The sequence below is a fragment of the Mesorhizobium sp. WSM4840 genome (assembly GCF_055811755.1).
This window is the reverse complement of record NZ_JBVVQD010000010.1, coordinates 111,229-131,012: the sequence shown is the minus strand read 5'-3', so window position 1 is coordinate 131,012 and position 19,784 is coordinate 111,229. Positions and strand designations below refer to the sequence as shown.

The following is a 19,784-nucleotide window of genomic DNA, read 5'->3' as shown; positions in this document are numbered from 1 at the left end:
TGGTGGTGTGACGAGGCCGCATCATAGCTTCGCCACGAAATCGAGGATCGCCTGGCGGTCGGTCTCGTCCAGGTCGAAGAAGCGGTCGCGCACGATCTGCGCCGTGCCGCCATGGGCGAAGACGGCATCGCGCAGCGTGGTCGCGCGGCCGTCGTGCAGGTAACGTTGGCGCAGGCCGACGCCGACGAGCGGCGTCGTCCGCCATTCGGCGCCGATGGCATCGCCCTGGACGATCTTGTCGTCGAGCGCCGGCCCCATGTCGTGCAGCAAAAGGTCGGAGTACAGCTCGACTTCGCCGTTGACACCCTCCAGCGCCGGCACATGGCATTTGGCGCAACCGACCGAGGCGAAAAGCCGTCCGCCATGGCTGCTAAGCATCGCGCTTTGGCTCGATGAGGGTGATGCGGCCAGGAAGGTCGCCGAGAAGGGGATCAGCGCACAATAGGCCAGGGCCGCCGACAGAGCTACCCCGACGAAACCGACGCCGATCAGGCGCCAAGCGCCACCGGCCTCTCCGAGTCGGCCGACCCGGGTGGTGATGCCGAGCGCGATCATCACCATGAGGAACAGGAACTGGTCGACATCGAGGATGACGCGGCGCAGTTGCGGATTGAGGATGATCTCCGAATTGAGCATCACCACGCCGATGAACGCGACGATGAACCACGGGAACGGGATCGGCGCGGCCTCTTGCGCCTTGTTGCGGCTGCGAAACACCAGGCTGGCGGCCAGCAGAAGCGGGACGAGCATCAGCACTTTGCTGAGCTTGACCAGTGTGGCGGTGTTCAGCGCGTCGTCGGAAATGGCGAAGGAGGCGCCGTAGACTTGCGCCAGTTCGAAGATGCTCGCCCCGACGAACACTCCATAGAGGCGGTCGTCGAGATGCGGCAGCCAACCGCCCAGGAACATGACCGGATAGGCGAGCAACGCCACCGGGCCGCTCAGCGTGATCAAGGCGATGGCGATGCCGGCGCTCTGGTCGCGTGCACGCACGAGCGCGGCCATCGAGAGGATCGCCGCGGCGCCGCAGACGGCGCTGCCGACCGCGACAAGCAGCGCGATCTCGGCGTCGAGCCTGAACAGCTTGCGCGCGATGGCGTAGAGCAGCGTCAGCACCAGGATCAGCTCGATGGCCGCCACCGCGAGCGGCATGAACCCCAGATCCAGGAACAGCCGCGTCGTGATGCGGAAGCCGACGAGCACCACGGCGAGCCGCAACAGATAGCGCTTGGTGAAGTCGAGCCCCGGGCGCAAGGCGTCCGGACAGGCGAAGCTGCTGCCGATCAGCAGTCCGAAGAGCATGGCGACGAGGACCGGGTTGCGCGACAGCGGCTCGCCCAGTCCGCCGGCGATCCAGCCGGCCGCAAGGGCGAGTGCCGCAGCAACGATGACGCCAGGCAAGACCGGACGCACTTTTTCCGGCGCATGGGGGAGCGTCAGGGCGAGGCTCATGGCTTTGCCCCATCCGGCAGGCGGAGCACTCGCAGATAGGAGGCGACCGCGTCGATCTGTGCGGAATCGTCTTCGATCGGCTGCGCGCCCGCCTCGCGGCTGACAGTCGCGCTGGTGACGCCGAGTTCGTTTGCGAAAGCGTTCGCCACCATGTCTTCGAGGGTGGCGATATCAGCCTTCCAACCGTATCGGCCGACCCGCGATGCGCCTTGGGCGTCGACGACGTGATGTGCGCGGCCTTTGATGCCGTCGCCCTTGCTGACCGCCTGCGCTTCGATGACGCTGTCGGGTATCTCGTCGATCCTGGCGATACCGTAGAGAGCGAGCGGCATGCGCAGCGAAATCACATTGGCCTGGCTTGGCATCGCCGCCGGCACGATCGCCATGCCATCGCGCAAGGCATGGCGTCTGGCGACCGGGCTGTTGGGATGATCGATCGGAACCGTGCGCCCAGACACCGGATCCATGTGGGCTATCCTGCGCGCAAAGTGGCTTTCATCAATGCTCGCGCCGCCGGGACCGGGATGGCAGGCCACGCAGGACGCCGCATTGAACAGTGGGCCGAGGCCGGTCTGCGGCGTGTAGTCGGTCTGAAACACCTGTTTTCCGCGTGCCACAAGATTGGCGTCGGCCGGTGTGCCTTGCGTCTCCTGCGTCGTCTTTGACGCGCCGTGCTCGCCGAAGGTGGGGATCTCGATGAGCACGCCTTCGCGACCCGGAAATCCCGGAATGTCGCCGCCTATCGTTATCCAGATCCGCTGCGCGTCAGCCGATGTCGCAATCGCACGAAGGCGATCGGGGCCGAGGGGTCCAAGGCCTGGAATCTCGATCGTCGCCCGGGCGAGAAACCGGCCGTCCTGGTTCAAGCGCAGCAGCGAGCCGTCGCCGCGATTGGCGACGAACAGATCAGACCCGCCGGCCAACGTCGTGTGGCTCGAAAACTGCGGATTGGCGATTTCGGGAATGACGGCGGCAACGTCGACCGGACGGTCGAATTCCGGCAGCGAGATCGTGCGGGTCCCGGCCACCGTGAAATGCCGCCGGTCGTCCTCCAGTTCAAGCAGCACCAGCCGGTCACGGCCCGGATCGGCGATGTAGAGAGCGCGGTCCGGGTTCCACTTGAAGGCGATGCCGATGACGCCGGGATCGTCGCCGATGCCGTGGCCGGTGCTGACCGTGCCCCGGCCGGTGCTTACCGTGCCCCGGCCGGTGCTTACCGTGCGCCGGCCGGTGCTTACCGTGCCAGGCCCGGCCAAGCCGTCGACGCCGTCCTGGACATGGATTTGAACCACGCCGCCATCCGCCGTGACGGCGGCGAACACGGCAAAGCCGCTGCCGTCCGGCGACGGACCGAGAAACGCCGTTCCGAGCGCGCCCGTCCGCATTCCGCCCGCTGTAAGCTGGCCGCTTGCCTGATAATTCAGCAGCTTGCCAAGCCAGCCGCTCGGCTGTGCTTTCGGCGTCTGCTCGCGATCGGTATGTCGGCCGGCGAACACGCCGCCGGCCACGCGGCTTGGCGCGTTGGCGAGTGGCGCACCGTCGGGGTCGACGACGGTGACGCTGCCCTCGCCATTAATCCCGCTAGGCGCGTTAGCGATCCAGGGCCTTCCGAAGGCGTTGTTGATCGAAATATATCGCGGTCCGGATGCGGCTGCGAGGCGAGCGGTTCGGGCTCCGGCATTGTACTGCCGGTTGAGAAACCGTTCGCTCTGCGCCGTGTAGAGCTGAACCCGCGCATCTCCGTCGTTACCGGTGAGGTCTTGCGGAACGACAATGGTGCCACCAGACTTGCCCGCGCGCGGATCGATGGACAGGATCGCCCCGGCCTCAAGCGCCGGATCGCCCGGTGGTGCGCCGAAATTGCTGCCCACGGCCACCAGAACCCTGAGCGGATCGAGCACCCGCCCTTCGCGCGTCGCCATAAGGAATTCCGGATTTCCCGGTATCGGCCCGCCGACATGAAAGCGGCCCACCTCGCGCACGCCGGCCACGTCGGGCAGCCCGACGGCGACGATTCGAGCGTTCAGGCGCCAATCGGGGGTCTGATCTCCAGCGATCCCCGAAGCCGGCAGCAGGCTGAGAATTATCACCGCTGCCGTCGACAGCGTCCGGCGAGAAGAAAAACCCGACGGCACGGACCATCGCCGGGTCTGATGTGTCCCGACGAAACCTGTTGCGGCCACTGCACTGCCTGTTCGCATCGCGAGGTCTCCGGCAGTCGCAAGCGCTTGATGTCGCCTGCCACTCACGGTGCAATGTTTCGAACACGCGCGCTTACGGATCGCTTACGGCATTCGGCGTGGCTGGCTCGCCGAGCATCGCTGCTATGAATTGAGGTCGCGCCGAGGTTGCCGGCGCGAACGGCCGGTCGTTCAATCGGCCGGAACGCTTTCCAGTCGCTCTCCGCCGGCCTTTGCGATGAAGCTACGCCAACCGCCATAGCCCGAAATGTCGATAGCTCGTGACAACCCGGCGGTTTCGACCAGGAAGCCTTTGGCCGATGTCCCCTCGTCGAGCTCGATCGTGCCTATGCCGAGCGGCGGCGGGATCGCGGCCACGAAGCGTCCGAACGCGTCTGGCGAAAGCCGCCAAACCTCGACATCGATCGCCGCCCCTTCGCCATCGGCAACACGCACTAGCCCCGGCTTCGGCACAGATTGGCCCGCGAGCGCGTAAAGCTGATAGGAGGCGACCGTCTTGGCGGCCCTGCTCATCCGGCCTCCCAGCGCGCAGAGCTGGCCGTTGAGCGGCATTCCCGACAGATGCGCGCCGACGACGACGATCTCGATCATGTCGTCATCGAAATCAGGGATTTTGGCGGGGGAAGCAGGCATCGCCCAACCAGTCGCGCCAAGGCCAAGACCGCTGGCTCGATGGACCTCGCTGGCCAGCGCCGCCGTCAGGGCGTCCTTGCCGGCAGCGGCAAGCAAGGTGACGCTCATCGGCAAGCCATCGTCGCGCTTGCCCGTCGGTATGGCGATGCCGCACATGTCGAGCAGATTGACGAAATTGGTGTAGGTGCCGAGCCGGCTGTTGGTGACGATCGGATCGGCCAAGACGGTGCCGATAGTGTAATGCGTCGGCGCGGTCGGTACGCAGAAAAGGTCGACCGAGGCGATGACTGGCGCCAGCCTGGCCTTGTAGGCCTGCAGCGCATAGAGGCCGTTGAACGCGTCTGCCGCGGAGAGCTTTCGCGCGCCGCCGATGATTGTGCGCGTCACCGGATGCATGGCCGCTTCGTTCGCTTCCATGAAATCCGCGATCGCCGCATAGCGCTCGGCCACCCAGGCGCCTTCGTAAAGCAAGTTGGCGGTGGCGTAGAAATCACCGAACGGAATTTCGACCGGCCGGCAGCCAAGTTTTTCCAGCGTCCGCAGCGCCGCTTCGAATCCCGCCTGCATGGCCGCGTCGCCAAAAAATTCCCGGTCCGTCTTTGCCGGAACGCCGACAGACAGCACCGGTGGACGCGGACCGAGCGGCGGCGGCGCGGTGAAGCGCGAATAGGGATCGGCATCATCCTTTGCCGCCGCGGCCCTGAAGACGCTGTAGGCGTCATCGACGGTGAGCGCAAAGACGGAGACGCAGTCGAGCGTGCGGCAGGCCGGCACCACGCCGACGGCCGACAGCGCGCCGACGGTCGGCTTCAGCCCGACGATATTGTTGAGGCCGGCGGGAATGCGGCCGGAGCCGGCGGTATCGGTGCCGAGTGCGAAAGAAACGATGCCGCGCGCCGTCGCCACAGCCGAGCCGGACGAGGAGCCGCCCGGCACCAGTTTCGGATCGACCGCGTTTCTCGGGATTGGATAAGGTGTGCGCACGCCGACGAGGCCGGTGGCGAATTGGTCGAGATTGGTTTTTCCGACGACCAGCGCGCCGGCTGCCCTCAGACGCGCGACGACGGTGGCGTCTTTCGCCGGCAAGTAGGCATATTCGGCGCAGGCCGCCGTGGTCGGCATGCCGGCAACATCGATGTTGTCCTTGACCGCGAACGGCACGCCCCAGAGCGGCTTTGCCACGGGATCGAATCCGCCGAGTGCTTCGGCTTCGGCGAGCAGGTCCGCCTTGCTCGCCAGGTGGATGAAGATGCCGGGATCGTCCGCTTCCGCTATGCGCTGGAACACGGTTTCAATTACGGTCGCGGCTGACGTGCCAGAGGCATAGGCCGCGTGCAGGCTCCCGATATCAAAACGGATGTCGCTCATTTCGTCTCGTCCAGAATGGCCACCGGCAGATTCCACTGGATCAGCACGACGCAACCGTCTTTCGTCCACACCGAATGCTCGGTCCCGACCAGGTTCAGGATCACGCTTCCGGCAGGATAGTCGCCGTTCTCGTCGCTCTGGGTGCCTTCCAGCACGACGATGGTTTCGAGCCCGACATGACGATGGCGCGGCACGCCGGCGCCGGGCCGATAGTTCAGGATGGCGACGGACGGTTCGGCCGGTCCGCCCTTGAGCAGCCAATGCACCGTGATGCCGTCGCGAAAATGCTCGAATGCCAGATCACGCCAGCCCCCATCGATGAGAGCCGGGTATGCAATGTTAGGCATCGGCAATTCCCTTGAGCACCTGGTCCGTCGTCGCCGTCCAGCCGACGATCGCGCCCTGCGCCCTGATCATGGCCAGCGCGGCCGCCTTGAATTCCGGAAAATAACTCTCCGTCGCATCCTCGGCCAGCAGGCATTCATAGCCGCGGTCGTTGGCCTCGCGCATCGTCGTCTGCACACAGACTTCCGTCGTGACCCCGGCGAAGACGAGTTGCTGCGCGCCGAGTCGTTTCAGGTCCTCACCGAAACTGGTGGCATAGAACGCGCCCTTGCCGGGTTTTTCGATGACGATCTCGCCCGGCAGCGGGGCAAGCTCGTCGAGGATCGCCGTTCCCGGCGCGCCGACGATCAGCACACGGCCCATCGGGCCGACGTCGCCGATCCGGATCGATGGATTGCCGCGATTGCGCTTGGCCGGCGGCAGATCCGAAAGGTCGGGCTTGTGGCATTCCATCGTGTGGATCACCGGCAGGCCGGCGGCGCGGAACCCTTCGATCAGCCTTTTCACCGTCGGCACGATCGCCACCACCCGGCTGACGTCGTTGCCGAGGCTGGCGCCGAAGCCGCCCGGCTCGGCGAAATCGCGCTGCATGTCGATGACGACCAGCGCCATCGCCTCAGGCTTGAAGGGAAACGGAAACGGCAGCGCGTCGATTGCCGCCATCAGTGATGTCCGGCCATGTGCTCGCCGATCGTCTGGACGCTCGCCTGCGCGATCGGCGTCTCATAGACCAGCGCGCCGTCGGACATGACGAAGATGCGGTCGGAAAGCTCCACCAATTCGTCGAGGTCCTCGGACATCAGGAGCACGGCGGCGCCGGCGTTGCGCGCCTTCATGATGCGGGCGCGGATTTCGGCGACGGCGGAGAAGTCGAGGCCGAAGCACGGATTCGAAACAATCAGCAGATCGACCTCGCCGGTCAGTTCGCGGGCGAGCACAGCGCGCTGGACGTTGCCGCCGGAGAGCGACGAAATCGGCGAGGCGAGCGAGGCCGTCTTGACCTTGAACTGCTCGACCAGGCGCGTCGCATAGTCCCTGATGGCGCTCATCCGGATCCAGCTTATCGGCTTGCCGGCCTCGTTCAGGTCGAAGGTCCGGAAAGCCATGTTTTCGGCAACCGTCATCCTCGGCGCGCAGGCATTGCGCAACGGTTCCTCCGGGATGAAGCGCACATTGAGCGTGCGTGCCTCGGTGCGGCTGGCGCCGTAGGGCGATCCCTTCACCAGAACGTCGCCGGCATCACGCGTACGCTGCCCGGCAAGGACTTCTAAAAACTCCTTCTGGCCGTTGCCGGAAATGCCGGCGACACCGACGATCTCGCCGGATTTCACATCGAGCTCACCGATGTTGATGGTCTTCAGGCCGGTGCGGTCGGGCGCCTTCAGTGCCTTCACCGTCAGGATTTGCCTGGCGCCGACAGGCACTGGAGCACGCGAGTCGAGCGCGGCGATCGGCTGGTCACCGATCATCATCGCCGCCATCTGCTTGTGAGATAGGTCCGATACTTTCCCAGTTCCGGTCAATCTGCCCTTGCGCAGCACCGTGATGTCGTCGGCGAAAGCCGTCACCTCGTGGAATTTGTGCGAGATCATCAGCACGGTGAGGTCGCCCGCCTTGGTCATGCCGCGCACGAGGCCCAGCACTTCCTGCGCCTCGCCGGGGGTCAGCACCGACGTCGGCTCATCCAGCACCAGAAAGCTGCGGCCGAGATAAAGCTGCTTGATGATTTCGAGCTTCTGTTTCTCGCCGGCGGCGAGTTCCGCCACCTTGACGTCGAGCGGCAGCTTGAACGGCATCCGCTCCATGAATTGGGCAAGTGCGGCGCGCTCCTTGCGCCAGTCGATGATCCCCGGCACCTTCTCGCGGGAAATGACCAGGTTTTCCGCACCCGTCAGCGACGGGACCAGCGTAAAATGCTGGTAAACCATGCCGAGGCCGAGCGCCGAGGCATCCTTCGGACTGGCGATCGTGACCTCGCGGCCGTCGACCAGAATGTTGCCGGCGGTCGGGTGATAAAAACCCATGATGCACTTGACCAGCGTCGACTTGCCCGCACCGTTTTCGCCAAGCAGCGCATGAAACGATCCCGCCGGCACCTTGATGGAGACGTGGTCCAGCGCGGTGAAGGCGCCGAAGCGCATGCTCATGCCGATGGTCTCGACGCCAACCGCTTTTTTGCCGCGGTCACCCATGGTCGAACCTCATGGCAACTGGGCCACGAACGACGCCGAGTTCGACACCGCGCCGAACACGCCGCCTTGCATCTTGATCATCTTGATCGCAGCGAGATGGTTGCCGTAGTCGGTCGCCCCGCAGCAATCCTCCAGCATCACGCATTCGAAGCCGCGGTCGTTGGCTTCGCGCATCGTCGTGTGCACGCAGACATCGGTGGTGATGCCGGTCAGCACGATGTTTTCGATGCCGCGCTGGTTGAGGATCAATTCCAGGTCGGTGGCGCAGAACGAGCCCTTTCCCGGCTTGTCGATGATCGGCTCGCCTTCGGCCGGATAGAGGTCGGGGATGATGTCCCAGCCCGGCTCGCCGCGCACCAGGATGCGCCCGCAGGGTCCGGGGTCGCCGATGCCGGCATTGATGCGGCGCGAGCGCCAGCGCTTGTTGGCCGGCAGGTCGGCGAGATCGGGCCGGTGGCCCTCTCGCGTATGAATGATGGTGTAGCCCTTCGCCCGCATGGCGGAGAGCACCGACCTGATCGGCCCGATCGGCGCCCGCACCAGCGAAAGGTCGTAGCCCATATGGTCGACATAACCGCCCGGCCCACAGAAATCGGTCTGCATGTCGATGATGATCAGCGCCGTGTTGTCGGGCCGAAGCTCGCCATTGTAGGGCCATGGATAGGGATCGGCATCGATATAGCGCTGCGTGACCTCGGCTCTGGCGTTCATTGAGCAAAACTCCAGTCTGGAAACGTCATTTGGTGATCGACAGTTCGCCCGGCGCGCCAGCCAGCGAACGGCTCGGCGACGAGGTGGCGATCATGATGACGAGGGTGAGAATGTAGGGTGCGGCGTAGAACAGATAGTAGCCTTGCGTGACGCCGACCGATTGCAGCGCCGGCCCGAGCGCGCCGGCGCCGCCGAACAGCAGCGCGGCGGCAAAGCAGCCGAGCGGGTTCCAGCGCGCGAAGATGACCAGCGCCACCGCCATCAGCCCCTGTCCCGACGAAATGCCTTCGGTCCAGCTGCCGGGATAGTAGAGCGACAGATAGGCGCCGCCGATACCGGCCAGCGCACCGCCGATACCGGTGGCGATGAGGCGCACCGTATTCGGGTTGAGGCCCATGGCGCGCGCGGCGTCGGAACTGTCGCCGACCACGCGCAGGATCAGGCCGGCGCGGGTGTTGCGGAAAGCCCACCACAGGAACACGGCAAGTGCTGCACCGATCAGGAACAGCACGTTGATGTTGAGCGCCGCCTGCACCTGCGGAACATCGGACCAGCCGCCAAACGGGATCGCCGGCAGGTCGGGCGCCGAGGGCTGGATGAACGGTTTGCCGAAGAAGAAGGCGAGACCCGAGCCGAACAGCATCAGCGCAATGCCGATGGCAATGTCGTTCACCCCACGGAATTTGCAGATCCAGCCGTGGAACAGGCCGAAACAAAGGCCGGCGGCGGCGGCGGCCAGCAGACCGAGCCATGGCGAGCCGGTCATCACCGCGACGGCATAGGCAGTCATCGCGCCGAACACCAGCGTGCCTTCGAGGCCGAGATTGATGCGCCCCGAACGCTCGGTGATGGCTTCGCCCAGCGACACGAAGATGAAGGGCGTCGACACGCGGATGGCGCCGCCGAGCATCGCGAGCGGAACGCCCCAGAGGCCGATCTCGGTCGAGTCCATCAGGCAATCCCCTTCAAGAGATCAGGCCCCTTCAAGAGATCACCCCTCTGCCAGAGGTCGGGATTGAAGGCCTTGAAGCGGCCGTAGAAGGTTTCGCTGAACAGGATGACGACGAAGAGCATGCCCTGCAGCACCAGCACGGTGGCGTCGGGCAGGTCCATGCGGCGCTGGATCAGCCCGCCGGAGGCGTCGATGCCGCCAAGCAGGAAGGCGACCGGGATGATGGCGAGCGGATTGTGGCGGGCGAGGAAGGCGACCAGGATACCGGTATACCCATAGCCGGCGGCGAGCGAGGCGTTGGCGCTGCCTTGCACGGCGGCAACTTCCAGCATGCCGGCAAGGCCGGCGAAGCCGCCGGCCAGCGCGGTGAAGCCGACGATCAGCGGTCCGACAGCAAGTCCCTGCACCTGGGCTGCCCTGACATTGCCGCCGGCGATGCGGGCGGCGAACCCCCAGCGGGTCTTTTCGATCAGCAGCCAGGACAGAATGCAGGCGATAACGCCGACGACCAGGCCCCAATGCACGTCCATGCCTGGAATATTGCCGATGCGGTAGGCCTCCGCCAGCGGCTCGGTCGACGGTTTGTTGAGCGAGGCAGGATCGCGCAGCGGCCCTTCCACCAGATGGTTCATCAGGGCGATGGCGATATAGGCCATCAGCAGGCTCGATATGGTCTCGTTGACGGCACGGTAGTGGCGTAGCGCGCCGACGGCACCGATCCAGATGCCGCCGGCGGCCATGCCCGCCACGCCCATGGCAAGAATATCGAAAAAGGCGGGGGCACCGCTGGTGGCCACGCCCATCGCAGCCGCGGCAACGCCGCCCAGCACGATCGCGCCTTCGCCGCCGATGACGACGAGGCCGAGCCGGGCCGGCAGCGCCACGCAGAGCGCCGCGAGCAGCAAGGGTGCGGCCCGCGACAGCGAGTTCTGGACCGAGAACCACGAGCCGAAGCCGCCGCGCCACATCGTTTCATAGAGCTGCGCCGGCGATTTGCCGACCAGCGCGATGAACAGGCTGAACAGGGCCATGCCGACGATCAGCGCCGCGAGCGGGATGACGAAGGCCTCCGCCCGCCGGGCGATCCATTCGAGCGCCGTGGGGTAGCCCCGGGCGCCGAGCATCACTGGCACGCTCGCACTGCTCACGGTGTCTGCCATGGCCCCCGTCTCCGATCCATGCTCAAGCGGTCGAGCCGACGACACCCTCGACGAGATAGTCCATGCTTTCCAACTCGATCGCGGCTTCGACGAAGGTCTGGCCCTCGGTTGCGACGACGTCGCCCTTGTTGTTCTTCAACGGCCCCTTGATCACCGAAAAGCCGCCCTTCATCATTTCGGCGAGCGTGCCGTCGAACTGGGCGCGCGCCGCCTCGCTGACGGCGGGGCCGAGCGGGCTCATCTTGACGAAGCCGTCGGCCAGTCCGCCGCGCGTGAAATTGGGCAGCGGCTTGCCGGCCATGAGGTCGTCGACGAACATCTTGTAGACCTTCGCCCAGTTCCATTCCGCGCCGGTCAGATATTTTTCCGGCGCCAGCGGGCTCTGATTGGCATGGTAGCCGCAGATGAAGGCGCCGCGTCCCGCCGCCGTTTCGACCACGACTTTCGGGCTGTCGACATGGCAAGTGATGACGTCGGCACCCTGATCGACCAGTGCATTGGTGGCTTCCGCCTCCTTGACCGCCAGCGACCATTCGCCGGTGAAGATCACCTGGCAGGTGATGGTCGGGTCGACCGAGCGTGCGCCGAGCAGGAAGGAGTTGATGTTGAGCAGGACCTGCGGAATGGGCTTTGCGGCGACGAAGCCGATCTTCTTGGTCTTGGTGGCGTGGCCGGCGGCGACGCCGTTGAGATACTGGCCCATGCCGATATAGCCGAAATAGGAACCGGCATTCATCGGATGCTTGTCCTTGTTCCACATGCCGCCGCAATGGCGGAACTGCACGTCGGGGAATTTCGCGCACATGGCCAGCATGTGCGGATCGAAATAGCCGAACGAGGTCGGGAAGATCAGCGAGGCGCCGTCGAGGTTGATCATCGATTCCATCGACTTCTGGACATCGACCGTCTCGGGGACGTTTTCCTCCTCGACCACGGAGATGCCCTCGATGGCCTTCAATGTGGCAGCACCCTCGGCATGCGCCTGGTTGTAACCGTAGTCGTCCTTCGGTCCGACATAGATGAAGCCGACAGTGACGGCAGCGGCGAACGCCCTGCTGATCGGGAAAGACGCCGAGGCCAGACCGAGCGCCGCTCCGGCGGCGGAGGTCTTGAGCAACTCGCGGCGGCTAAGCATGAATCTCTCGGTCATGTGAATGCTCCCTGTTGAACCCTTTTCGGGTCGATTAATTCCCTTCTCGTAAAAGTGCATGCAATCGCTGTGCCAGTTCAAAGGCTAGAATTTATCCAATTAAATCAGTTGGCGTGCCGATTTGCCGTGCTCAAGCGAAAGGCAATTGCATGCACTTTTTGCCTTTCAATTAGCCAGTTTGACATCTAGATTAAAATAAAGGCATAGAGGGCGCGCCCGAGTCGAAACTTCCGGCGAGCCACTTGCCGCACGGCCGCGAAAAAGACTGACGGAGGAGAATTGTCGGGGAAGCGCAGCTTGATCAGGTCGGGCACGACTGTCGATCAGATGGTGAGGGCGATCGGTGACCGGATCGTCACCGGCTTCCTGCGCCCCGGCGAAAAGCTCGACGAGGCCTCGCTCGCTGCCCGTTTCGACGTGTCGCGCACCCCGGTCAGGGAGGCGCTTGGCCGGCTGAGCGCCATGGGGCTGGTGGAAAGGCGACCCAACCGGGGCGCCACTGTCGCCGTGGTGACGCAGGAGCATCTTGCCTCGATGTTCGAGAGTATGGCCGAGCTTGAAGCGATTTGCGCACGGTTTTCAGCCGAGCGCATGGCCACCGCAGAGCGCCGCGCGCTCGAGATCGAGCACCAGGCATCGGCGCGCCTCGTGCAGTTGGGCGCGGAGGAGGACTACGAGTATTTCAACACCGAGTTCCACACCCGGCTCTATCGCGGCGCGCACAGCAAGCACATCTATGAACTGACCGTAATGACGCGCAGCCGGCTGGCGCCGTTCCGGCGCGCGCAATTCATGCTGCCGGGCCGCCTGGCCAAATCCTGGCAGGAGCATGACGTCATCGTTACCGCGATCATGCGCGGCGACAGCGCTGCCGCAGGACATGCAGCCAAGGATCACGTTTCCATCGTCAGCGAGGCGAGCGCCGTCTTTGCTGCGGTTGACCCGATGAAACCGGCGGCGGATTCGTTCGGGATGTCTTCCTAGCAATCAGGCAAACTGCCCAATCCGTCGGCGATGCGATGATTTTCGCGTCACTCAAGCGAAACGCTCGAAGCCGCACAGGTCCACAAATGCCGGCCTTTTGGCATAGTTGGGCTTTGGCATGCTCCTTGCTTCGTTGATGGTGTGCAGAGCGTCTAGGGTTCCGGCCGCAACAAAGCGGTGCTGGTCCAAGAGATGCGACCGCCAGGGATGCACTGAGGCATCCGGCGGAACACGGCGGGCCAAAATCCCGGGAGAACCCTGCACGGGTTTGCTGGCGCGAACCTCTCCCGGATGCGCGCTCCGCAAGCCCCAACATAAGGTCCGGTCGCAATCCGGATCGCGAACAGGGGTACGCAATGCTTCGCAAGCTGGCCGCAATCATCCTAGCCGCATCACTCAGTCTTCCCATGATTTCCGCCGCCGACGCGGCACCCAAGAAAGACTTCAAAATATGCTGGTCGATCTATGTCGGCTGGATGCCGTGGGGCTATCTCTCCGACAGCGGCATCATGAAGAAATGGGCTGAAAAAAACGGCATCAACGTCGAGATCACCCGCATCAACGACTATGTCGAAAGCATCAACCAGTATACGGCCGGCGGTTTCGACGGCTGTTCGATGACCAACATGGACGCGCTGTCGATCCCCGCAGGCGGCGGCGTCGACACCACCGCCTTGATCATCGGCGACTTCTCCAACGGCAACGATGCCGTGATCCTCAAGGACAAGGCCGCGCTCGCCGACATTGCCGGCCAGAAGGTCAATCTCGTCGAGCTCTCCGTCTCGCATTACCTGCTGGCGCGGGCACTGGACACGGTCAAGCTCGCCGAGAAGGACATCACCGTCGTCAACACGTCCGACGCCGACATGGTCGCCGCCTACGGCACCAGCGACGTCACCTCGGTCGTTACCTGGAACCCGCTGGTCTCCGAGATCGTCGCCATGCCGGGTGCGCAGAAGGTTTTCGATTCCTCGCAGATTCCCGGTGAGATCATCGACTTGATGGTCGTCAACACCGAGACCCTGAAGGACAATCCTGCATTGGGCAAGGCGCTTGTCGGCGCGTGGTACGAAGCGATGGACCTGATGACTTCCGACACGCCGGAAGGCAAGGCAGCCAAGGAGGAGATGGCCAAGGCGTCCGGTACCGACCTCGCGGGCTTCGACGCGCAGCTCGCTTCGACGGCAATGTTCTTCGACCCCGCCAAGGCGGTCGAGTTCACCAACGGCACCGAATTGCCGAAGACGATGGATCTGGTCCGCAACTTCCTGTTCAGCCACGGCATTCTCGGGACCAACGCGACGAGTGTCGACATGGTCGGCATGAGCTTTCCCGACGGGTCCACGCTGGGCGACGCCAAGAACGTCAAGCTGCGTTTCGATCCAGCCTTCATGGCCGAGGCCGCAACCGAAACGCCCTGACGCGACATGCTGGCCAAGGGAATGAGTGCCAGGGATGAAGTCTCCGCGAGGGGCGGTGAGGGCACCACGCGCCCTTCCCGGCCAAGGCCGAAGGTGCGCCTTCGCATGATCAATGCGAAGGTCTCGCGCGGCAGCGCCTTGTTCCTCGGCGGCTTGCCGTTCTTGTTCGTGGCGATCGCCTATCTGATCGCTTCGGCGCAACGACTGGCCGTCAATCCCAGCGACAAACTGCTGCCTTCGCCGGCACAGATGTGGTCCGCCTTTCTTGACCTGGCGACGGTTCCGGACAAGCGCTCGGGCGACCTTATCCTGTGGGTCGACACCTACGCCAGTCTCCTCAGGCTGTTCGCCGGCGTCGGCGTTGCCACATTCACGGCGCTTTCGCTTGGCATCGCCATCGGCTTCATTCCGCGGGTGCGGGGCTTCCTGCTGCCCTTCGTCACCGTCGTCTGCGTCATCCCGCCGCTGGCGCTGCTGCCGATCCTGTTCATCGCACTTGGCCTCGGCGAAACGGCCAAGATCACGCTGATTGCCCTTGGCGTCGCGCCCGTGATGGTGCGCGACATCGCCAACCGGGTGATGGAGTTGCCACCAGAGTTGGTGGCCAAGGCGCAAACACTTGGCGGCAACAGCTGGACCATGGTCTTGCGGCTGGTGCTGCCGCAAGTCATGCCGCGCCTCATCACTTGCGTGCGGCTGGCGCTCGGGCCGGCCTGGCTTTTCCTGATCGCCGCCGAAGCCATCGCCTCGACCGAAGGGGTGGGTTACCGCATCTTCCTCGTCCGCCGCTATCTCTCGATGGACGTCATCCTGCCCTATGTCGCCTGGATCACGCTGCTTGCCGTCATCACCGACTGGCTGCTGGTGCGGCTTTCCCAAGCGGTGTCCCCCTGGGCGCATCCGGTGGAGGCCAGATGAGCCGCATCGTCGTTCACGAGCTGGAAAAGAGCTACGGCGATGCCCGCGTGCTCGAGCGGGTCAACGTCACCGCCGAGGCCGGCGAATTCCTGTCGCTGGTCGGCGCCAGCGGCTGCGGAAAATCGACGTTCCTGCGCATCCTGCTCGGCCAGGAGCAGCAGAGCAGTGGTGTCGTCATCGTCGGCGATCGGCCCATTATTCCGGAGCCGACGCCGCAGCGCGGCATTGTCTTTCAGCGCTATTCGGTATTTCCGCATCTGACTGCCATCCAGAACCTGCTGCTGGTCGAAGACTTTCGCTCGGGCGGGCCGTTTGGCCGCGTCTTCGGCGCCAGGCGCAGAAACGCCAGGCAAGAGGCCGAAGCCATGCTGGCGCGGGTCGGGCTCGCCCATGCGCGCGACCTCTATCCCGCATCGCTCTCCGGCGGCATGCAGCAGCGGCTGGCGATTGCGCAGACCTTGCTCGGCCGTCCGCAGATCCTGCTTCTCGACGAACCGTTCGGGGCGCTCGATCCCGGCATCCGCGTCGAGATGCACGAACTGCTGACCGAGCTCTGGACCGAGCACGGCATGACGGTGGTTATGGTCACCCACGATATCGGTGAGGCCTTCAAGCTCGGCACCCGCGTGCTGGTTTTCGACAAGGTGCGCCACGATCCGCAGTTCCCGTCCGCTTACGGCGCGACAATCACCTACGATTTGAAGCTCGATCGCAAGACCCGGGCTTCCTCTCATCACTTGGCCAAGGTGGCCGCAATGGTCGGGACGACCCGACCGGAAACAGCAATGGCGACGACGGCGTCGTAACGGAGACCGTGAATGTCCAGAAATATCCCCGAACGCAGCCACCGCCGGGCAGGGCTCGTCGCCCGGGAGCCTAGGGAACGTTTCCACCATCCGGATTTCGACGCCCGCGGAACGCAGGGTTGGAAGTCGATCGAGGCCGAGGGCAAGTTGCCGGAAAGCGGCTGGCGCAAGGAGCAGCAATGGGCGCTCGACATGGGCCTGCCGGGATCGGAGTCGATCGTCGACAAGTCCATCCCGACATTCGCGCGCGGCGAGCTGCCGCATTTCGCCGGCATCAATACCTTTCTCAAGGCGCCCTATGTCGAGAACGTCCGCGATGTCGGCAAATATGATGCTGCCGTCATCGGCATCCCATTCGACAGTGGCACCACCTACCGGCCGGGAACCCGCTTCGGGCCGCAAGGCATTCGCCGCATCTCGGCGCTCTACACGCCGTACAATTACGAGCTCGGCGTCGACCTGCGCGAGCAGATGACGCTGTGCGACGCCGGCGACGTCTTCACCATTCCCGCCAATCTTGAAAAGAGCTTTGACCAGATCACCAAGGGCGTCAGCCATGTCGCCTCGTCCGGCGCGCTGCCGATCATGCTGGGCGGCGACCATTCGATCGGATTTCCCTGCGTGCGCGGCATTGCCGACGTGACCTCGAAACGCATCGGCATCATCCATTTCGACCGCCATATCGACATCCAGGAAAAGGATCTCGACGAGCGCATGCACACCACGCCCTGGTATTGGGCGACCAACCTGCCGAACGTCTCGGCGACCAATCTCGTGCAGCTCGGCATCGGCGGCTGGCAGGTTCCCCGCTACGGCGTCGCCGAGGCGAGAAAACGCGGCACCAACGTGCTCACCATTGCCGACATCGAGCAGATGGGACTTGAGAAGGCGGCGGAAATCGCGCTCGAACTCGCGTGGAAAGACACCGACGCCGTCTACATCTCCTTCGACGTCGACAGCCTCGATTGCGGTTTCGTGCCCGGCACGGGCTGGCCTGAGCCGGGCGGCTTCCTGCCGCGCGAGGCGCTCAAGCTGCTTGGGCTGGTGACGGCTCCAGGCATCTGCGGACTGGAAGTGGTCGAGGTTTCGCCGCCCTACGACACGTCGGACATCACGGCGCTATTCGGCGTGCGTGTCGTCGTCGAGGCGCTCGGCTCGATGGTCGCCCACGGCAATCTCGGCAAGCATAAATCCATCATCGACAAACCGGTGAGTTTCTGACCATGCACGACGACCATCACCACCACAGTCACGATCACGGCGATGGCCATCATCATCACGGGCCGAACGGTCATGACCATCCGCACGCCCTCGGCCACAACGGGCCCGCAGGCAAGCCGCTGCAATGGCAGACGCCGCATCTGCCGGACCAGACTCACGAGCCGTCGGTTGATCCAGCGGCGGTCGACCTCGATCTTGTTGAAACCGCCTTCCTCGAAGGCTTTGCGCGGGCGCCGGACCCGTCCAGCTTTCTGCGTCTGGCCGGAATACCCTTTGTCGGCGAGAGGGCGGACGGCGTGCGGCTTCATCTGCTTCGGGTCGAAACCGAGGATCTGGTCGACGTCGGCGCGGTCATGCCGCTCGTCGGCGGCGCCGGCGTCGCCTATCACCCGTTGCCGGCGCGCCTGACATCGCACCGTCGCCGCCTCGCCTTCATCTATCACGACGGCAGTGAGCAAAAGCCGCTCGGCTTCGCCGCGGCGCGCGCCCTTGCAGACCGTTCCGCCGCTTCGCAATTCACCGTTCCCGGGCACTGAAACCAAAAAGCCCGTCATTCTCATCGAACAGGTATAACCATGAAGACATTAGCAAGACTTGGCATCCTTTCAGCTCTCGCCGCCCTCACGCCGTCGCTGGCGTTTGCCCATAGCGGCGGCGCTCACGTCAACGGCTTTTGCGCCGGCCTCGGACATCCGCTCTTCGGCATGGACCATCTGCTGGCCATGATCGCGGTCGGCATGATTGGCACCCGCGCCGGCGGCCGCAGTATTGTGATTGTGCCGCTGTTCTTTGTCTCGGCGATGGTCGCCGGAGCCTTGCTCGGCATGGCCGGCGTCGGCCTGCCTTCGCTTGAAACCGGCATCGCGCTGTCGCTGGTGGTCTTTGGCGCCATGGTCGGCCTCGCCAGGCCGCTGCCGCTGACCGCTGCCGCGGCGCTGACGGCCCTGTTCGCCCTTTTCCACGGCAATGCCCACGGCCTTGAGATTCCCGAGAGCGCCAGCGGCATCGCCTACGCCGCGGGCTTCGTGCTCGGCACATCGATGCTGCATGCGATCGGGGTCTTGTCCGTCCTCAAGCTCGCCCGTTGGCCGACGACGGTCCGCACCGCGGGCGTCGCTACCTCGCTGGTTGGAATGGCCATGGCGGCCCAAGCCTTCTGAGTGAGGCGATCAACGGAGGCATTCGGCAAACAGAACTGGAATGCAGATGAGTCAAAAATGGTCGATGAGGCTGCGGCGCATTCGCGACATGCTGTACCAGATCCTGAAAATCCGGGCCGGGCGGCTTTGAGGGGCGCGGTTTTCGCCTCCCTCCGGTCGGCATGACCTTCAGAACTCGAGTGCCTGCCTGAGCGCCGGACCACTCCTGACGCGCAGATCGAGGTCGGCCTCGATATGGTCGATGTGGTGCAGCATCAGTGCGCTGGCGCGTTCGGAATTGCCATTTTCCAGCGCCTCGAGGATGTTCATGTGCTCGCTATGACCGCAGCTCGACACGCCCGAGCGGCCATAGAGCGCGATCACCAGCGATGACCGCGCCACCAGTTCTTCCATGAAGCGCTGGAGGATAGCGTTTCCGGCAACCGAAGCCAGCAGCAGGTGAAAATCGCCCGAAGCTTTGATTTCCGAGCGTCTTGCGCTCGGTCCACGTTCGGCAATGAAGCGGCCTTCTTCCTCGAGCTGAGCCTTGAAGGCAACGACATGCGCCGGCGTCATCCGCCCAGCCGCGGCGATTGCGATGCCTGGCTCGATCAGCCGGCGCGAAGCAAAGACCTGGCGCGCTTCTTCGGGCGACGGATTGGCGACGAAGGCGCCGCGGTTGCGCTCGGTCCGCACCAATCCTTCGAAGGAGAGCATCTGCAGCGCCGCGCGCGCCACGGTGCGGCTGACATCGAACAGAGTGCCGACCTCGCCTTCGGACAGCTTGGTTCCGGGCGCCAGCCGACGATCGACGATCGCGTCGCGCAACTGGTCGCGGATCGCCTGGGCGCGATCCTCGTTGGCACTGTCGACAGCAGGGAAAGTCTGGTCGGCTATATTCATGATGGTAGTCCCTGCACCTTTCTACCCTGAATCGGGTCGGTTGCAGAGGGCCAAAGTGAATACGATGCCAGAAAAGATTGCATACGATTTTTGCGAGGATCGCCTTCTATCGCCTATAATTTGTGCATAGCACAAGCGTGCCGTTTCGGCGGGCGGCCGGATGCAGTCCCGATTTACCCAAGAAATCAGTCGTTTGAGGCCGATGCAGGGCAATTGGCATGCATGATG

18 protein-coding genes and 1 riboswitch are annotated in these 19,784 nt (G+C 64.3%); of the genes, 7 read left to right on the top strand and 11 right to left on the bottom strand.

Annotated features, from left to right (window positions below; all coding sequences use genetic code 11):
* Positions 1 to 21 precede the first annotated feature (21 nt).
* The 10 genes from AC0L3I_RS15770 to AC0L3I_RS15725 all read right to left on the bottom strand — a co-directional run bounded on the left by AC0L3I_RS15770 (position 22) and on the right by AC0L3I_RS15725 (position 12,164).
* A complete protein-coding gene (locus tag AC0L3I_RS15770) occupies positions 22 to 1,452 on the bottom strand; it encodes a YeiH family protein (RefSeq protein ID WP_473527475.1) in 1,431 nt (476 codons plus the stop codon).
* On the bottom strand, positions 1,449 to 3,653 hold the full coding sequence (locus AC0L3I_RS15765) for a hypothetical protein (RefSeq protein WP_473527474.1): 2,205 nt from the start codon (positions 3,651 to 3,653) through the stop codon (positions 1,449 to 1,451). The genes AC0L3I_RS15770 and AC0L3I_RS15765 overlap by 4 nt, the downstream gene beginning before the upstream one ends.
* A 171-nt stretch (positions 3,654 to 3,824) precedes the next feature.
* Entirely contained in the window at positions 3,825 to 5,654 is a 1,830-nt protein-coding gene (gene atzF / locus AC0L3I_RS15760; RefSeq protein ID WP_473527473.1) for an allophanate hydrolase, read from the bottom strand.
* Complete coding sequence (locus AC0L3I_RS15755; protein ID WP_473527472.1) at positions 5,651 to 6,001, bottom strand: cupin domain-containing protein; 351 nt, start codon at positions 5,999 to 6,001, stop codon at positions 5,651 to 5,653. Before AC0L3I_RS15755 ends, atzF begins: the two co-directional genes overlap by 4 nt.
* On the bottom strand, positions 5,994 to 6,662 hold the full coding sequence (locus tag AC0L3I_RS15750; protein ID WP_473527471.1) for a cysteine hydrolase family protein: 669 nt from the start codon (positions 6,660 to 6,662) through the stop codon (positions 5,994 to 5,996). The genes AC0L3I_RS15755 and AC0L3I_RS15750 overlap by 8 nt, the downstream gene beginning before the upstream one ends.
* The gene (locus AC0L3I_RS15745) at positions 6,662 to 8,191 is read right to left on the bottom strand and encodes an ABC transporter ATP-binding protein (protein WP_473527470.1); all 1,530 of its coding nucleotides are present in this window, start codon (positions 8,189 to 8,191) and stop codon (positions 6,662 to 6,664) included. The genes AC0L3I_RS15750 and AC0L3I_RS15745 overlap by 1 nt, the downstream gene beginning before the upstream one ends.
* Positions 8,192 to 8,200: 9 nt before the next feature.
* Complete coding sequence (gene biuH, locus AC0L3I_RS15740) at positions 8,201 to 8,902, bottom strand: biuret amidohydrolase (RefSeq protein ID WP_473527469.1); 702 nt, start codon at positions 8,900 to 8,902, stop codon at positions 8,201 to 8,203.
* Between the two features lie 25 nt (positions 8,903 to 8,927).
* Entirely contained in the window at positions 8,928 to 9,854 is a 927-nt protein-coding gene (locus tag AC0L3I_RS15735) for an ABC transporter permease (protein WP_473527468.1), read from the bottom strand.
* Entirely contained in the window at positions 9,854 to 10,978 is a 1,125-nt protein-coding gene (locus AC0L3I_RS15730; protein ID WP_473527531.1) for an ABC transporter permease, read from the bottom strand. The genes AC0L3I_RS15735 and AC0L3I_RS15730 overlap by 1 nt, the downstream gene beginning before the upstream one ends.
* Positions 10,979 to 11,036: 58 nt before the next feature.
* On the bottom strand, positions 11,037 to 12,164 hold the full coding sequence (locus tag AC0L3I_RS15725; RefSeq protein WP_473527467.1) for a BMP family ABC transporter substrate-binding protein: 1,128 nt from the start codon (positions 12,162 to 12,164) through the stop codon (positions 11,037 to 11,039).
* Between the two features lie 297 nt (positions 12,165 to 12,461).
* Here AC0L3I_RS15725 and AC0L3I_RS15720 point away from each other — a divergent pair, with 297 nt between their 5' ends.
* The 7 genes from AC0L3I_RS15720 to AC0L3I_RS15690 all read left to right on the top strand — a co-directional run bounded on the left by AC0L3I_RS15720 (position 12,462) and on the right by AC0L3I_RS15690 (position 18,674).
* On the top strand, positions 12,462 to 13,148 hold the full coding sequence (locus AC0L3I_RS15720; RefSeq protein ID WP_473527466.1) for a GntR family transcriptional regulator: 687 nt from the start codon (positions 12,462 to 12,464) through the stop codon (positions 13,146 to 13,148).
* Between the two features lie 141 nt (positions 13,149 to 13,289).
* A riboswitch (guanidine-I (ykkC/yxkD leader) is annotated at positions 13,290 to 13,404 on the top strand.
* Between the two features lie 100 nt (positions 13,405 to 13,504).
* Positions 13,505 to 14,569: a putative urea ABC transporter substrate-binding protein gene (locus tag AC0L3I_RS15715; RefSeq protein WP_473527465.1), complete on the top strand. Its 1,065-nt coding sequence runs from the start codon at positions 13,505 to 13,507 to the stop codon at positions 14,567 to 14,569.
* Between the two features lie 105 nt (positions 14,570 to 14,674).
* On the top strand, positions 14,675 to 15,487 hold the full coding sequence (locus AC0L3I_RS15710; protein WP_473527464.1) for an ABC transporter permease: 813 nt from the start codon (positions 14,675 to 14,677) through the stop codon (positions 15,485 to 15,487).
* Positions 15,484 to 16,293, top strand: a complete 810-nt coding sequence (locus AC0L3I_RS15705) for an ATP-binding cassette domain-containing protein (protein ID WP_473527463.1) — start codon at positions 15,484 to 15,486, stop codon at positions 16,291 to 16,293. Before AC0L3I_RS15710 ends, AC0L3I_RS15705 begins: the two co-directional genes overlap by 4 nt.
* A 12-nt stretch (positions 16,294 to 16,305) precedes the next feature.
* Positions 16,306 to 17,514 (top strand): agmatinase family protein, encoded by a 1,209-nt coding sequence (locus tag AC0L3I_RS15700; RefSeq protein ID WP_473527462.1) that lies wholly within the window; start codon positions 16,306 to 16,308, stop codon positions 17,512 to 17,514.
* 2 nt (positions 17,515 to 17,516) lie between these two features.
* Positions 17,517 to 18,050: a hypothetical protein gene (locus AC0L3I_RS15695; protein WP_473527461.1), complete on the top strand. Its 534-nt coding sequence runs from the start codon at positions 17,517 to 17,519 to the stop codon at positions 18,048 to 18,050.
* A gap of 39 nt (positions 18,051 to 18,089) precedes the next feature.
* Positions 18,090 to 18,674, top strand: a complete 585-nt coding sequence (locus tag AC0L3I_RS15690; protein WP_473527460.1) for a HupE/UreJ family protein — start codon at positions 18,090 to 18,092, stop codon at positions 18,672 to 18,674.
* Between the two features lie 168 nt (positions 18,675 to 18,842).
* Here the strand turns inward: AC0L3I_RS15690 and AC0L3I_RS15685 are convergent, their stop codons facing one another.
* Positions 18,843 to 19,556 (bottom strand): GntR family transcriptional regulator, encoded by a 714-nt coding sequence (locus AC0L3I_RS15685; protein WP_473527459.1) that lies wholly within the window; start codon positions 19,554 to 19,556, stop codon positions 18,843 to 18,845.
* Between the last annotated feature and the right edge of the window lie 228 nt (positions 19,557 to 19,784).

Bases quoted from the DNA above. Each gene is read 5' to 3' on its own strand.
- AC0L3I_RS15770 (WP_473527475.1), bottom strand. From the start codon at position 1,452: ATGAGCCTCGCCCTGACGCTCCCCCATGCGCCGGAAAAAGTGCGTCCG.
- AC0L3I_RS15765 (WP_473527474.1), bottom strand. From the start codon at position 3,653: ATGCGAACAGGCAGTGCAGTGGCCGCAACAGGTTTCGTCGGGACACAT.
- atzF (WP_473527473.1), bottom strand. From the start codon at position 5,654: ATGAGCGACATCCGTTTTGATATCGGGAGCCTGCACGCGGCCTATGCC.
- AC0L3I_RS15755 (WP_473527472.1), bottom strand. From the start codon at position 6,001: ATGCCTAACATTGCATACCCGGCTCTCATCGATGGGGGCTGGCGTGAT.
- AC0L3I_RS15750 (WP_473527471.1), bottom strand. From the start codon at position 6,662: ATGGCGGCAATCGACGCGCTGCCGTTTCCGTTTCCCTTCAAGCCTGAG.
- AC0L3I_RS15745 (WP_473527470.1), bottom strand. From the start codon at position 8,191: ATGGGTGACCGCGGCAAAAAAGCGGTTGGCGTCGAGACCATCGGCATG.
- biuH (WP_473527469.1), bottom strand. From the start codon at position 8,902: ATGAACGCCAGAGCCGAGGTCACGCAGCGCTATATCGATGCCGATCCC.
- AC0L3I_RS15735 (WP_473527468.1), bottom strand. From the start codon at position 9,854: ATGGACTCGACCGAGATCGGCCTCTGGGGCGTTCCGCTCGCGATGCTC.
- AC0L3I_RS15730 (WP_473527531.1), bottom strand. From the start codon at position 10,978: ATGCTCGGCGCCCGGGGCTACCCCACGGCGCTCGAATGGATCGCCCGG.
- AC0L3I_RS15725 (WP_473527467.1), bottom strand. From the start codon at position 12,164: ATGACCGAGAGATTCATGCTTAGCCGCCGCGAGTTGCTCAAGACCTCC.
- AC0L3I_RS15715 (WP_473527465.1), top strand. From the start codon at position 13,505: ATGCTTCGCAAGCTGGCCGCAATCATCCTAGCCGCATCACTCAGTCTT.
- AC0L3I_RS15710 (WP_473527464.1), top strand. From the start codon at position 14,675: ATGATCAATGCGAAGGTCTCGCGCGGCAGCGCCTTGTTCCTCGGCGGC.
- AC0L3I_RS15705 (WP_473527463.1), top strand. From the start codon at position 15,484: ATGAGCCGCATCGTCGTTCACGAGCTGGAAAAGAGCTACGGCGATGCC.
- AC0L3I_RS15700 (WP_473527462.1), top strand. From the start codon at position 16,306: ATGTCCAGAAATATCCCCGAACGCAGCCACCGCCGGGCAGGGCTCGTC.
- AC0L3I_RS15695 (WP_473527461.1), top strand. From the start codon at position 17,517: ATGCACGACGACCATCACCACCACAGTCACGATCACGGCGATGGCCAT.
- AC0L3I_RS15690 (WP_473527460.1), top strand. From the start codon at position 18,090: ATGAAGACATTAGCAAGACTTGGCATCCTTTCAGCTCTCGCCGCCCTC.
- AC0L3I_RS15685 (WP_473527459.1), bottom strand. From the start codon at position 19,556: ATGAATATAGCCGACCAGACTTTCCCTGCTGTCGACAGTGCCAACGAG.